The 14,455-nt window shown below is 66.3% G+C and carries 8 protein-coding genes; 2 read left to right on the top strand and 6 right to left on the bottom strand.

Annotated features, from left to right (window positions below; all coding sequences use genetic code 11):
* The first annotated feature begins 24 nt into the window (after nucleotides 1–24).
* Nucleotides 25–1,239, top strand: a complete 1,215-nt coding sequence (locus tag VFG17_RS12525; RefSeq protein ID WP_325029803.1) for an FAD-dependent oxidoreductase — start codon at nucleotides 25–27, stop codon at nucleotides 1,237–1,239.
* On the top strand, nucleotides 1,236–2,840 hold the full coding sequence (locus tag VFG17_RS12520; protein WP_325029802.1) for an NAD(P)/FAD-dependent oxidoreductase: 1,605 nt from the start codon (nucleotides 1,236–1,238) through the stop codon (nucleotides 2,838–2,840). The genes VFG17_RS12525 and VFG17_RS12520 overlap by 4 nt, the downstream gene beginning before the upstream one ends.
* On the opposite strand, the gene VFG17_RS12515 is transcribed toward VFG17_RS12520, so the two are convergent.
* The 6 genes from VFG17_RS12515 to VFG17_RS12490 form a co-directional block, all read right to left on the bottom strand.
* Nucleotides 2,802–4,058: an amino acid permease gene (locus VFG17_RS12515; RefSeq protein WP_325029890.1), complete on the bottom strand. Its 1,257-nt coding sequence runs from the start codon at nucleotides 4,056–4,058 to the stop codon at nucleotides 2,802–2,804. The two genes, VFG17_RS12520 and VFG17_RS12515, sit on opposite strands and share 39 nt — an antisense overlap.
* Before the next feature lie 58 nt (nucleotides 4,059–4,116).
* Nucleotides 4,117–6,564 carry a TonB-dependent receptor gene (locus VFG17_RS12510; RefSeq protein ID WP_325029801.1) on the bottom strand — a complete coding sequence of 816 codons (2,448 nt, stop codon included), beginning with the start codon at nucleotides 6,562–6,564 and terminating at the stop codon, nucleotides 4,117–4,119.
* A gap of 141 nt (nucleotides 6,565–6,705) precedes the next feature.
* Entirely contained in the window at nucleotides 6,706–8,520 is a 1,815-nt protein-coding gene (locus VFG17_RS12505) for a tetratricopeptide repeat-containing sulfotransferase family protein (protein WP_325029800.1), read from the bottom strand.
* An 11-nt stretch (nucleotides 8,521–8,531) separates the two neighbouring features.
* Complete coding sequence (locus tag VFG17_RS12500; protein ID WP_325029799.1) at nucleotides 8,532–10,145, bottom strand: thioredoxin domain-containing protein; 1,614 nt, start codon at nucleotides 10,143–10,145, stop codon at nucleotides 8,532–8,534.
* A gap of 55 nt (nucleotides 10,146–10,200) precedes the next feature.
* Entirely contained in the window at nucleotides 10,201–11,604 is a 1,404-nt protein-coding gene (locus VFG17_RS12495; protein WP_325029798.1) for a M48 family metalloprotease, read from the bottom strand.
* A gap of 116 nt (nucleotides 11,605–11,720) precedes the next feature.
* Entirely contained in the window at nucleotides 11,721–14,342 is a 2,622-nt protein-coding gene (locus VFG17_RS12490) for a ribonuclease E/G (RefSeq protein WP_325029797.1), read from the bottom strand.
* Nucleotides 14,343–14,455 lie beyond the last annotated feature (113 nt).

The raw sequence follows: 14,455 nt of genomic DNA, 5'->3' as shown, positions 1-14,455 counted from the left end.
CTTGGTACGAGAGGAGAGGAATTGATGAGCGATCGAGTCATCATCGTCGGCGGCGGACCCGCGGGCATGGTCGCAGGCCTGCTCTTCGCGCGCGCCGGCGTCCGCGTGACCGTGCTCGAAAAGCACAAGGACTTTCTCCGCGATTTCCGTGGCGACACGGTGCATCCCTCGACGCTCGAACTGTTCAACGACATCGGGCTGCTCGAAGAACTGCTCAAGGAACCGCACGCGGCGATCGACACGATGACACTAAACCTGCTCGGGCAGCAATATACGATCGCGACGATGACGCATCTGCCGGTCGCGGCGCGCTTCGTTGCTATGATGCCGCAATGGGATCTGCTCGATTTCGTCGCGGGGCAGGGGCGGCGCTATCCGACCTTCGAGCTGCGCATGTCGACCGAGGCGACCGGGCTGACCTATGACGATGGCGGGCGCGTCAACGGCGTGACGCTCGCGAGCGGCGAGACCCTGCCTGCGCGTTTGGTGATCGCCGCCGACGGGCGCCGCTCGATCCTGCGCGATGCGGCCGAACTGCCGCTCGAGGATCTGGGTGCGCCGATGGACGTGCTCTGGTTCCGCATTCCGGTCCCGGCGGGAATGGATATGTCCGAAGTCGCGCTCGGCACGATCGACAAGGGCGGCATGGTCGTCGCGATCCCGCGCGGCGACTATTGGCAATGCGCGCGGATTATCGAAAAGGGCGGCTTTGCGCCGATCGAGGCGCGCGGCATCGCCGCCTTCCGCGACGAGATCGTCGCGATCGCGCCGGGCCTCGCCGCCGGGATCGGCGCGATTGAAAGCTTCGACGACGTCAAACTGCTTTCGGTCGCGCTCGACCGGCTGACGCGCTGGTCGCGCCCCGGCCTGCTCGCGATCGGCGATGCGGCGCACGCGATGTCGCCGGTCGGCGGCGTCGGGATCAACCTCGCGGTGCAGGATGCCGTTGCCGCTGCGAACATCCTCGCCGCGCCGCTCGCCGCCGGAGCCGGCCCCGATCCGCTGCTCGCCAAGGTGCAGGAGCGGCGCTGGACGCCGACGACGCGGATGCAGGGGCTTCAGCGGTTCGCGCATCGGAATATCATCGAACCGATGCTGCGCGGCGAGATCACGCGCGTGCCGCTCGCGGTCCGCCTGCTCGACCGCATCCCCTTTCTGCGCCGCATTCCCGGCCGCGTCCTCGGCCTCGGCTTCGGCCGTCAGCATGTCCAGTCCCCGCTTGCGAAAGAATTTTCATGACCAAAGCCTATGACGCGCTGATCATCGGCGCCGGCCACAATGGCCTCGTCTGCGCCTTCTACCTCGCCAAGGCGGGGCTCAAGGTCCGCATCGTCGAGGCACGCGACGTCGTCGGCGGCGCCGCGGTGACCGAGGAATTCGCACCGGGCTTCAGGAATTCGGTGGCGAGCTACACGGTCAGCCTGCTCCAGCCCAAGGTGATCGCCGACATGAAACTCGTCGATCACGGCTATCGCGTGATCGAGCGGCCGATCAGCAATTTCTTGCCGCAGCAGGATGGCGGTTATCTGAAACTCGGCGGCGGGCTCGAACGCACGCAGGCCGAGTTTCGCAAATTCTCGGCGCGCGACGCCGAAGTGCTGCCTGCCTATTATGACGCGCTCGAAAATGTCGCCGAACTGCTCCGTGATCTGGCGTTGCGCGTGCCGCCGAATGTGGGCGAGGGGCTGCGCACCTTGCTCGACGGCGCGCGGCAGGGGCGGCGCTTCGGGACGCTCAGCCTCGAACAGCAGCGCGACGTGCTCGACCTCTTCACCAAGTCGGCGCGGACGATGCTCGACAGCTGGTTCGAAAGCGAGGCGGTCAAGGCGGCGTTCGGCTTCGATGCGGTCGTCGGCAATTATGCGAGCCCCGACACGCCGGGCAGCGCCTATGTCCTGCTCCACCACGTCTTCGGCGAGGTAAACGGCAAGAAGGGCGCGTGGGGCCACAGCGTCGGCGGAATGGGCCGGATCACCGAGATCATGGCGAAGGTCTGCCGTGACTTGGGCGTCGAGATCAGCCTCGAAAGCCCGGTTGCCAAGGTGCTCGTCGACGGCGGCAAGGCGGTCGGGGTCAAGCTCGCCGGCGGTGAGGAAATCGCCGCGGCGCGCGTGATCGCCAACGTCGGGCCGAAACTGCTTTACGAGCGGATGATGGACGCGAGCGACCTGCCCGCCGACTTCCAGCGCCGGATCAAGGGCTTCAAGGCAGGCAGCGGCACTTTCCGCATGAACGTCGCATTGAGCGAACTGCCGAAATTCACCTGCCTCCCCGAACCTGGCGAGCATCACCAGTCGGGGATCATCCTCGCGCCGACGCTCGACTATATGGACCGCGCCTTCCTCGATGCGAAGCAGCATGGCTGGTCGAAGGCGCCGATCGTCGAGATGCTGATCCCCTCGACCGTCGACGACAGCCTCGCGCCGCCGGGCCAGCATGTCGCGAGCCTCTTCTGCCAGCAATTCGCGCCCGAGCTTCCGGACGGGCGCAACTGGGATGATGAGGAGGAAGCCGCCGCCGACTGCATCATCGACACGGTCGAAAAGCACGCCCCGGGTTTCCGCGCCAACATCATCGCGCAGACGCGCCTGTCGCCCAAGGGCCTCGAACGTAAGTTCGGCCTCGTCGGCGGCGACATCATGCACGGCAATATGAGCCTCGACCAGCTGTGGGCCGCGCGGCCTGTGCTCGGCAACGGCGGTTATCGCGGGCCGGTGCGGGGCCTCTATATGTGCGGCGCGGGCACGCATCCGGGCGGCGGCGTCACCGGCGCGCCGGGGCACAACGCCGCGCAGGTGATCCTACGCGACCGGGGTTTCTTCGCGCCCCGCTGGCGTTGACAGCCGCGTCCAGATGTAGAGTGGCAGGCCCGCGACCATGAGGATCAGGCTCATCGCGCTGACGCCGATCCCGGCGCCCCACAGCGTCCATATCGCATAGGCGAGCCCTGCGAGCGCGACCGGGATCGCGACGCGCAAGCGCAGCGCCGCCGCGGCGCAGGCGAGGTAGAGCCACAAGGTCACCGAGGTCGAGAGGATCGCCATGAAGGTGAACATTTCGGCGGTCGATTTGCTGCTGTTGAGGATGACGCAGACGGTCGCGATGACGCTCGACAGCAGCAACGCCGCGGCGGGGGTGCCGTGGCGGTTCGTCTTTGCGAACCAGGCGGGAAGCAGCCCCTGTTCGGCAAGCCGCGCGGGCTGTTCGGCCTGGATCAGCGTCCAGCCGTTGAGCGCGCCGAGCGCGCTCACCGCGGCAAAGGCGGCGATCCACACCGCGGGGCCGTGCCCCCAATAGGTTTCGGCGAACAGCGCGAAGGGCGCTTCCGACGTCGCGACCGCGGCGGCGGGGAGCATCAGCGCGATCGCCGAACAGACGATCAGATAGAGAAGGCCGGTTGCGAGCGTGCCGATGATCGTCGCGCGCGGGATGGTGACCGTCGGATTCGCGACCTTGTCGGCGGCGACGCTCGCCGATTCGAAACCGAGCAGCGCCCATAAAGTCAGGATCGCCGAACCGCTGACCGCGGCGAACGACAGGCCTTCGGCGGGGAAGGGGGTGATCGCCACGGGCTCGCCGCGTCCGAAGGCGATGGGGATCAGCACGACGATGGTGACGAGCGGGATCAGCTTGATCGCGAGTGTGACGATCTGAAAGCGCCCCGCCGCGCGCGCGCCCTGCCAGTTGATCGCGGTGACCAGCCAGATCAGCGCGATCGTCGAGATCGCCATATGATCGCCGATCGCGGGAACGAAGAGGCTGAGAAAGGAGACGCTCGCCACCGCGAGCGTGACGTTGGCGGTCCACACCGACACCCAATAAGCCCAGCCGATCATGAAGCTGGGGACGCGCCCGAAGGCGCGTTCGACGAAGCCCGTCGGCCCGCTCGCCGCCGGAAATGCGACGGTCAGCCGTGCGATGACGAAAGCGAGCGCGAGCGCCCCCGCGATGGTGATCGCCCAGCCGGCGACGCCGTTCCAGCCGAACGGCGCGAGGCTGGCGGGGAGCAGGAACACGCCCGACCCGATCATATTGCCCATGACGAGCGCGATACACATCGAAAGGCCGAGCTTGCGGCCCGGCCTTTCGCTACCGGTCAAAATATCACTCACCCGGTCAGAATTCCTTGCTGACCTTGATCCCGATCAGGCGGGGGCGAACGACCGTGTCATAGAAGACGCCGCCGTTCGCGGTGATCCCGTCGGGATCGCCGCAGGTGGTTTCGAGGCACTGGACGCCGGCATTGATGGTGCCGTTGCTGTCGAACAAATTGGTCGCAAAAAGCTCGGCCTTCCAGTTTTCGCCCTTCACCCCGACGCTGATGTCGGCGGTCGTATAGGCGTCGAACATCCCCTTGATACCGTTTTCGAGCGTGCGGACATCACTTCGCCTTTTGCCGATATGATTAACCGCGAACTGGATATGCGCGCCGAGGTCGCCGACCGGAAATTCGTAGCGCGCGACGATATTGCCCTTGAACTTCGGCGTGATGGGCAGGCCGGCGCCTTTGGGCGCGAGCAGCGCATTGTCGGCGCCGTCGGCACCCGGCAGGGTGCAGTCGAAGGCGTCGTTGGCGATCGCGCAGAAATCGCGTCGGATTTCGGCGTCGTTATAACTCATCCCCGCGTTGATCGAGAAACCATTCTGCCGATAGCCGAGGTCGAGCTCGACCCCGCGAATGCGCGCGATACCGGCGTTGCGGATTTCGCTGAGCCCGTTGAGTCCGAGGAAGGAGAGCTGGATGTCGTTCCAGTCCTGTTGATAGATCGCGCCGTTGAAGCGCACGGGCCCCCAGCTCGTCTTCCACCCGAATTCATAATTGTCGAGCGTGTCCGATCCATAGGGCGGGAGCGATCCGCGCCGGTTGATGCCGCCCGGACGGAAGCCGCGCGACCAGGTCGCGTAGACGAGCGCATCGTCGTTGAACTTGTAGGTCAGGTTCAGCTTGTGGATGAAGTCGGTCTTCTTCGTCCGTTTGTCGAGGTTGGTGCAGGGCGACCCGTCGACCACCGCCGGCCCCTGGCACGCGTAGACCGGATTGCTGCTGAATCCGGGGTTGTTATAGCCGAAAAAGCCGACGAGGCTGTTGTCATATTTATACACGCGGCCACCGCCGGTCAGCGTCAGCTGGTCGGTGATGTCGAAGCTGACCTCGCCGAACGCGGCATAGTCGCGGTCGACGCGGATTTGCTTGGTCAGCCAGATATTGTCGACGGTGCCGGGAACCTCGAGATCGTCGGACAGACCGTCGATCACATAATGCTGCTCGATATTATGCTTCTGCCGTTGCCAGAAGACGCCGCCGATGAAGCGGATGCGCGCATCGGCGGGCGAAGCGACGCGCGCTTCGAAGAAGTTGCGCCGATAGCGGTCGATGCCCTCTATATATTGGTTCGGGCTGATCTGGTCGCCGGCATTGTCGTAGAGATAGACCGCCGAACCATAGAGCGCGTCGTAGAAATAGGCATAGTCCGAATAATCGCTCTCGACATCGGTCTTGCGGCGGAGGTGTCCGCCGGTGACGGTCAGGTCCCAATTGCCGAGCTTGCCCTCGATCGTCAGCGCCGCTTGCAGCCATTTATCCTTCGACGATTCGGGATTATACTGGACCGTCTGCAGCTTGTCGGTGACCGCGCTCGACCGCTCCTGCGCATAGCTGCCGTTCGTTTTCTGGATCTGGCCCATGATCGTCGGGCGCAGCGTCCAGTCGTCGTCGAGATCGATGCCGAGCGCAAGGCGCGCGCCATAGGTGTCGGCGTCGTTGTAATTTTTCTCGACGAGCCCGGCGTTGGTCTGGGTGATGTCGTCGCCGGGTGCGTTGACGAGCGTGTCATTCTCGCCGTCGCCGTCGGTGTCGGTCGGGATGTTGATCGGATAGGTGCGGCTGCCCGGGATATTGTCGATATAACCCGCGTCGTGGCGATACCAGCCGACGAGGCGCAGCGCCGCGCGCTCGCCGAGCGGGGCGTTAATGAAGCCTTCGACGACCCCGCCGAAATCGCCGTGCGCGACATTGTTGAGTTCGACCCCGACCTCGCCATAGGTGCCGCTGGTGTCCGGCTGGTTGGTGACGAGCTTAATCGTGCCCGCCATCGAACTCGCGCCGTAAAGCGTGCCCTGCGGCCCCGCGAGCGCCTCGACGCGCGCAAGGTCATAGGCATGGATGTCGAGCGCGCCCTGGATCGTCGTGATCGGCATTTCATCGAGATAAGTGCCGACGGTCGGCAGCGAGGCCGAATGGTTGGCGTTCTCGCCCGACGCGACGCCGCGGAAATAGACCTGGCTGAACCCGGGCGCGGCGGTCTGGATCGTCACCGACGGCAGGAATTTGACGACGTCCTGAAATTCCTTGACCTGAAGCTCGTCGAGCCGTTCGGTGCCGATCGCGGTGATCGCGAGCGGCACGTCCTGCAGATTCTGTTCGCGTTTCGACGCGGTGACCACGATGTCGCGGTCGTCGTTCGTGTTGGTTTGCTGTGCGAGCGCGGTCCCCGACGAGCACAGGATCGTGCTGCCGAGCAGAAAGGCGCCGCTGGTCGTGACTACTGTCGATAGCTTTCGCATGAGATCCCCCTCAAATGACAGTCATGTGACGGAGAATGACCGCGCGTGGGCCAAGCGCAAGTCTTGTTGCGCGGCGCGGCGGTCGTTGGTCGAAAATGTCGCCGGCTGTTGCCCAAAGGCAACGTTTTGTCGCGGGCGCGCTTATCCGAAATCGGCGGGCACGGCCGGATAGGCGGCGAGCACGTCGCCCAGTGCGCCTTTCAGCGGACCGAGCCATTCGTCATAGGGCCGCCATTGCCCGACGCCGTCGCGGTTGATCGGGCGGCGAACCTGCTCGCTCGACGCGGTGCGGACGGCGCGCGCGTTGGCATGGAAGCTCATGCAAGCCTCCTCGAACGGCTGCTCCAGCGAGGCGAGCAATGCGCGGACCTCGGCCTCGGGATCGTCGAGCAGGGCCTCGTGGATCACGCGGTGGATGCGGCCGGGCTGGACCGCGTCGATATGCGCCATCAGCCGGACATAGTCGCGGTAATAGCTGCCGACATCGGCGAGGCCGTAGCTGAACGCCTGACCCTTGGCGAAATGCTGCCGGAAATTGGAAAAGCAGCAGTCGAGGGGCGCGCGCCGCGCGTCGATGATCTTCGCGTTGGGCAGGATCAGGCGGATGAAGGCGATGTAGAGCCAATTGTTCGGCAGCTTGTCGATATAGAAGGGTTTGGCCGTCTTGCGCTGCACCGCGGTGCGTTGGAGGAAGGCCGCGCCCAGTTCAGCGAGATGCTCGTGCGGTGTTTCGGCCAGCGCCTCGATCCAGCGGCGGCCGTCCTGCTTCGTCTCGCGGCCGAGCCCAAGTGCAAGCGCGGGAATGTCGGGCAGTTCCATCGTGCCCTCGATCGCCGAATGGCAGCTAAGAATCTGTTCGATCAGCGTCGATCCCGCGCGCGGCATGCCGAGGATAAAAATGGGATCGCGCGCCGGATCGCCGGCACCGGCGCGCGCGGCGAAGAAGTCGGGGGTGCAGGCGGCGATGATCGCATCGACCGTGGCGCTCGTTTCGCTGGCGCGATAGCCGAGCTGGCCGGACCGGATCGCGTTTCCCGCGGCATAATGGCCGAACGCCGGCTCATATTCGCCGGCATCGTCATACGCCTTGCCGAGCGCGAAATGCAGATGCAGCCGGTCGTCGGCGCGCGCGTCGCCGTCGGGTTCGGCCGCAACAAGTGCTGCCTCCATCGCAGCGTGATCTTCCGCGCCAAACCGGATCGTCTTGAGGTTCGCGAGGCTCCACCAGATCTCGCCGAGCCCCGGATCGGCGGCGAGCGCGCGGCGATAGGCGGCGATGCCCTCGTCCTGCCGCCCGACCGTCTTCAGCATATGGCCATAGCTCATCCACAGCTTGGCATGATCGGGAAAGCGGCGGGTCAGCTCTTCATAGAGCGCGAGCGCCTCGTCATAGCCGCCGATGCGGCCGAGCGCGGCGGCGCGGAGATTCGCGTGCGCAGGATTGTCGGGATCGTCGCCGAGCACCGCGCCCAGCGCCTCGGCGGCGTCGGCGAAGCGGTTCTGCTTGTAATAGACCGTCGCGAGATTGGCGCGCGCCGCGCCGAAGCCCGGCGCGAGCTGCAAGGCGCGCGACAGCAGCTTTTCGGCATCCTCATAGCGCCCGAGCCGCCCGGCGACCTCGGCGAGCATGCGGATCGCGGCGACGTCGGTCGCATCCTCGCGCAGCCGTCCGCGCAGCGCGCGCTCGGCATCGGGAAGGCGATTCTCGGAAAGCGCGAGCGCCGCGGCGACCATCGCCTCATCGTGAACCGTTGCCGAAACCGCGGCGAGCGCGGCCGCCTCAGCCTCTTCCTCGCGGCCCAGCACGCGCAGCGCCTGCGCGGCAAGCCGGTGCGCCGCCGCCGAGGTCGGCACTTCGTCGATGATCGCCTGCGCCTGCGCGAGTGCGGCAGCGGGCTGGCCGTTCAGAAGCTGGCGGGCGTTGGCGAGCGCCTCGTCGAGCGTGACGGTCGCCAACGCCGCCTGCCTCAGCTTTTCGCCGCGCGAGCTTTCGCGACGGCCTGTTTCAACGCGTCGTAACCGATCTGGCCCTGGAACAGCTGATCGCCGACGATCCAGGTCGGGGTGGCGTTGAGCTGGAGCTGGGTCGCGATCGCGAGGTTGCTGTCGAGTTCGCGCTGGAACAGCGCCTCGTTCGCGGTCGCATCGGCGCTACCGTCGGTGACGACGCCAGCCTTTGCGGCCGCCGCGGCGATCGCCGCCTTGTCGAGCGAGCCGCTCGCGAACATCGCATGATGGAAGGCGTCATATTTGCCCTGCCGCGCGGCGGCGAGCGCCATGATCGCGGCGTCGCGGCTCTGCGGCGCGATGATCGGCAATTCGCGGAACACGACCTTCAGGCGCTTGTCCTCGCGGATCAGCCGGTCGACGTCGGGCACGCTCGCGCGGCAGAAGCCGCAGGCATAGTCGGTGAAGACGACGAGCGTGACGTCGCCGTCGGCGTTGCCCGCCCACGCACCGGCATAGGGTTTTTCGAGCGCCGGACGAATCGCGTCGATCGCCTTGGCGATTTCCCGCCCGCGCTGCGCTTCGAGCGCCTCGGGAATGATCTGCGGATTAGCCTTGATATAGTCGGCGACTACGCCCTCGACCTCGCTCTTGCTCATCCCGCCGCCGAACTGTCCGCCCAGCCAAAAGGCGAGGGCGAGGAGCAACAGGCCGCCGAGCGCCAAGCCCCATATGCGTGTGGAAACGCCTTCCATCCCGGTCCCCTTGATTTGCGGCGAACGCTGCGATGCCATGGCTTTGGTGCCCCCGGACATCTTTGCCGGTTGCGCAATCGGCGAGCGGTCGTCGCCTTCCATCATGCTCGCCGCGTTTTCGGGCGCGGGCTTCGCCATCGCCGGAATCGCGGCGTCGCCCGCGAACAGCGGCAGGTCGGGCGCGGCGGTCGCCGTTGCGGCCGCCTTCGCTTCGGCCTCCTCGCGCGCGAGCAATTGTTCGAGTCCCGACGGCGGCGGCGCAAGTTCCTCGCGCGGCGCGGGGCGCAACTTGGTCGCGGCGTCGCCCAACTGCTCGCGCAGGCTTTCGCCGCCCGCCTTGGCTATATCGACGACCCCCGCCCTGGTCTTGTCCGCGACCTCGCCGAGCCCGCGTCCAGCCTCGCTCGACAGCTTGCGGGCCTTGTCGCCGAGCGCCATTTTCTCCCATGCCTCGCCGCTCGCCTTCGCCGCGGCGCGCCCCGCTCGGGCTGATCCGCGCCCGGCGGCGCGCGCGGCGCGCGCGGTAACGGCGCCGGTTTTCGCGGCGAGTTCGCGCGAGCGACGCGGAATTTCCATCGCCTCGATGCGTGCGGGGACGTCGGCGCGTTCGCCGACGCGGATGGTCCAGTCGGCAAAAGCCCCGGCGCCGTCGCGGATGCGGTCCCACAGGTTCGCGGCGCCCGCCTTGATCGCCTCGGGCTTCACCAGCGGCTCGCCGCGCGGCTTCTCGGGCTTGCTATATCGCGTCAGGTCGATGCCGACGGGGGGCTCTTCCTTCGGCTTCGCCAGTCCTTCGCCTTGCGTCGGCGCGCCCATGCCCGGCGTGGGCGCGGGGTCGCGCAGCCATGGCTGGTAATAATCGTCTTTTTTATCAGTCACTTGTTGCCCTTGCGCATCATATTGACGATGCGGTCCCCGCTTGTTTCCGTTGAATCTAACGCCGTTTGCGCTCGCGTTCCACCTCGGCGCGAGCCACCATCGAAATATCCTGTGCACGGATCCAGTCGGGGGAGCCCTGGGGCAGTCCCTGCATCGCCATTTCGGCATTACGCAGCGCGAGCCCCGCCTGTCCACCCTCAAGACTGTAGCGCTCGGCCGAGGCGAGCGCGGCGCGCGCCTGATCGCCCTTGTTCGCATAGACGATGCCGAGCTGATACCAGGCGAACGGATTCTGGTTGTCGAGTGCGACCGCCGTTTTCAGAACCTTTTCCGCCTCGGCATAATTGGCGGCGTCCTCGGTCGCGATCAGCGCATGACCCAATGTCGCGCTGATCAGCGGCTGCGAACGCGACTGCGAAACCGCTTTGCGCAGCGGGGGGATCGCTTCCTTGGGCCGCCCCGATTCGAGCAGCACCTGGCCTTCGAGCTCGAGGAAATAGGGGTCGTTGGGGTCGGTGGCGAGCAACCCCTCGACTTCTGCCAGGGCCTTTTGCGGATAGGCGCTCTTGTGCCAGGCATAGGCGCGCGCATAGCGTGCGGGGATGCTGCTGTTGCTCTCGGGGAATTTGCGCAGCGTCCGCTCGGGCTCGGACATATAGCCCGAAAGCTTGGCCTTGATCCGCTGGAATCTTTTTTCGATCGCGGGGTCGGCGGGTTTGTTCCACGCCGGGTCGATGACATAGACCTCGCGCAGCGTCTGGATGCGGTCGCCCGACATCGGGTGGGTGCGCCCATAGGCCTGATCGTCGTCCTGCTTCACCGCATAGCGGAATTCGAGATTCTGCAGTTTCTTGAAGAAGGCGAGGCTGCCGCGGCCGCTGATTCCGGCCTTCGACAGATATTGCGCGCCCGCGGCGTCGGCGGTCGATTCCTGGACGCGGCTGAAGGCGAGGAACTTGCCGAGCGCGGCCTGCTGGCCCGCCATCATGATCCCCATGCCGGCTTCGCCGCCGCCCGCTGCGATCGCCGCGGCGCCGAGCAGCAGGCTGAGCAGCGAGATGCCTGTGGCGGCCTTGGCGCCTTCGTTGACGCGGATCGCGTGACCGCCCATGACGTGGCCGAGTTCGTGCGCGAGCACGCCCTGCACCTCTTCGGCGCTGTCGGCGGCTTCGATCAGCCCGCTGAAGACGTAGATGTCCTGGCTGCCCGCGACGAAGGCGTTGATGCTGCGGTCGCCGAGCAGATGCACGCGCACTTGCCCCGGCTGGAGACCCGCCGCGACGAGCAGCGGATCCATCATGTCCTGGAACAGCGCTTCGGTTTCGGCGTCGCGCAGGATCGATTGCGCCATCGCGGGGCGCATCGTGATCGCGAACATCGCGAACAAGATCAGTAGGATACGGAAAAAGGGGCGCAGACTTTGCGCCCCGGACGCGGGTTGCGGCGGGAAAGCGGTCATCCCCGCCTTTCTTGCGCCGCGCGCCTGAACCCCGAGTGAAGCCATGTGGGCTTATTGGGGTGCAGGTCGCGCGGACGCAAGGTCAGCTCGCGATTTCTACGATCAATTGCCGCCGTTTAATTGCCAAAGGTGCGCTGCCACCAGCCGCGGCGCGGTTCGCCGTCGGGACCTTCCTCGCCCTCGTCGCCATTGGCGGCGACCGGTTCGGCGTCGCGCGCCGTGGCGGCTTCGGGCGCGGCCTCCGCGGCGACGGCCTTCTTGGCGCGGCTCGCGCGCTTCTTGGGTGCGGGCTTGGCGGGTTCGGCTTCGGGCTCGGGCGTCGCTTCGGCGACCGGCGCTGCGTCGACGGCCGCGGCTTCGGCTGCCGCTTTGGTTTTGCGCGGCGCTCGCTTGCGCTTCGGCTTTTCCTCGGCAACCGGCGCTTCTTCGGCGGCCGGTTCGGGGGCTTCGATCACTTCGGCCGGCGCCGCTTCGGCTTCGACTACCGCCTCGTCGGCGACGTCCGCGGTATCCGCCTTCTTGCGGCCGCGTCCACCACGGCGGCGGCGCGGCTTGGCTTCGGCCTCCTCGGCGTCGGCTTCCGGAGCGGCCTCGACAGTTTCGGCCGGCGCGACGTCGGCTTCGATCTCGGCTTCGTCGGCGCTGTCGCCATCGAGATCCTCGCCGCCTTCGCCGCCTTCACCGATTTCATTGCCTTCTTCGTCACGGCGACCACGACGGCCACGGCGGCGGCGGCGGCGGCGCTTGCGTCCGTCGCCATCGCCTTCGCCCTCCTCGCGGTCGCGTCCGCCTTCTTCGCGATCGCGCGAGCGCGCGGGACGCTCGTCGGCGGCTTCCTCTTCGGCTTCTTCTTCCTCGGGATAGTCGTCGTCGTCATCCTCGATCGGCGCGATCGGAGCGAAGCTGCGGCGCGCGACCGGCGGCGGACCGCTGACCTCGACCGCCATGCGCGCGCCTTCGGTCTCGCCGTCGGGCAGGATCTCGACGGTGACGCCGTAAAGCTCCTCGATCTCGCGCAGTTCGCGGCGCTTTTCGTTGAGAAGGTAGAAGGTCGCCTCCTGGCTCGCGCGCAGGGTGATCTTGTTGCCCTTGCCGCGTGCGGCTTCCTCTTCGATCAGGCGCAGCGCGCTGAGGCCCGCCGACGAAGCGGTGCGGACAAGCCCGGTGCCCTCGCAATGCGGGCAGGGGCGCGTCGAAGCTTCGAGCACGCCGGTGCGCAGACGCTGGCGGCTCATCTCCATCAAGCCGAAGCCCGAGATGCGGCCGACCTGGATGCGCGCGCGGTCGTTCTTTAGCGCATCCTTCATCGCGCGCTCGACCTTGCGGACGTTCGAGCCATGATCCATGTCGATGAAGTCGATCACGACGAGGCCCGCCATGTCGCGCAGGCGGAGCTGGCGGGCGATCTCGTGCGCGGCCTCGAGGTTGGTGTTGAGCGCGGTCTGCTCGATATTATGCTCGCGCGTCGAGCGGCCCGAGTTGATGTCGATCGACACCAGGGCCTCGGTCGGGTTGATCACCAGATAGCCACCCGATTTCAGCTGGACGACGGGGTTGAGCATCCCCGCGAGCTGATCCTCGACGCCATAACGCTGATAGAGCGATACCGGGTCGGCATATTGCTTCACGCGGCGCGCATGGCTCGGCATCAGCAGCTTCATGAACTGCTTCGCCGCCTTATAGCCGTCGTCGCCCTCGACGAGCACCTCCTCGATGTCTTTGTGATAGATGTCGCGGATCGCGCGCTTGACGAGGTCGCTGTCCGAATGGATCAGCGCCGGCGCCGAGCTCCCCAGCGTGTTTTCGCGAATCTCGTCCCACAGGCGCGCGAGATAGTCGAAGTCGCGCTTGATCTCGACCTTGGTACGGCTCATCCCCGCGGTGCGGACGATGCAGCCCATCGTCGGCGGCAGGTTGAGCTCGTCGATCATCGCCTTCAGCTTGCGGCGATCGGCGCCGTTCGAAATCTTGCGGCTGATCCCGCCGCCGTGCATCGTGTTGGGCATCAGCACGCAGTAACGGCCGGCGAGCGACAGATAGGTGGTGAGCGCGGCACCCTTGTTGCCGCGTTCTTCCTTGACGACCTGGACCAGCATCACCTGACGGCGACGGATGACGTCCTGAATCTTGTAGCGGCGGCGCAGCGACATGCGGCTTTCGCCGTCCTCGTCGTCACCCCGGCGCCCACGCCCACGTCCGCGGCCGCCCTTGCGACCGTCGCGGCCGCGGCGCTTGCGATCGCCGCGACCATCCTTGCCTTCTTCGGCGCCTTCTTCGGCTTCGCCGTCCTCGGCATCGCCGCTTTCGCCTTCGCCATCCTCTTCACCATCTTCGCCGATGGTTTCGGGGGCGGGGGCGTCGCCGTTTTCGTCGTCATGATATTCGACGTCGGCGACATCGCCCTCAAGCTCGTCGAGATCCTCCTCGGCGCGCTGCGCGGCGGCGGCGGCATGTTCGGCCTCTTCGCGCAGCAGCGCGTCGCGGTCTTCCTTCGGAATCTGGTAATAGTCGGGGTGGATTTCGCTGAACGCGAGGAAGCCGTGGCGATTGCCGCCATATTCGACGAACGCCGCCTGCAGCGACGGTTCGACGCGAGTCACCTTGGCCAGATAGATATTGCCCTTGAGCTGCTTGTGCTCGGCGGACTCGAAATCAAACTCCTCGATTCGGTTTCCCTTGGTGACGGCGACCCGGGTTTCTTCCCGGTGCCGCGCGTCGATCAACATGCGCGTGGTCATTAGATACACTCCAAGCGCGCCTCGGCGCGCCATCAAAAAATCCCGCTAACCCTCCTTGCGGAAGGCCGCGGCGGATACGGGTGAAAGAAAAAAAGACGTTATTGCCGAAAGGA

The organism is Sphingopyxis sp. (assembly GCF_035686825.1).
Lineage (GTDB): Bacteria > Pseudomonadota > Alphaproteobacteria > Sphingomonadales > Sphingomonadaceae > Sphingopyxis.
This window is presented reverse-complemented; position numbering and strand designations above follow the sequence as displayed.

What these genes read in the sequence shown, in the direction of transcription:
- VFG17_RS12525 (WP_325029803.1), top strand. Translation starts at nt 25, where the DNA reads ATGAGCGATCGAGTCATCATCGTCGGCGGCGGACCCGCGGGCATGGTC.
- VFG17_RS12520 (WP_325029802.1), top strand. Translation starts at nt 1,236, where the DNA reads ATGACCAAAGCCTATGACGCGCTGATCATCGGCGCCGGCCACAATGGC.
- VFG17_RS12515 (WP_325029890.1), bottom strand. Translation starts at nt 4,058, where the DNA reads ATGTGTATCGCGCTCGTCATGGGCAATATGATCGGGTCGGGCGTGTTC.
- VFG17_RS12510 (WP_325029801.1), bottom strand. Translation starts at nt 6,564, where the DNA reads ATGCGAAAGCTATCGACAGTAGTCACGACCAGCGGCGCCTTTCTGCTC.
- VFG17_RS12495 (WP_325029798.1), bottom strand. Translation starts at nt 11,604, where the DNA reads ATGACCGCTTTCCCGCCGCAACCCGCGTCCGGGGCGCAAAGTCTGCGC.
- VFG17_RS12490 (WP_325029797.1), bottom strand. Translation starts at nt 14,342, where the DNA reads ATGACCACGCGCATGTTGATCGACGCGCGGCACCGGGAAGAAACCCGG.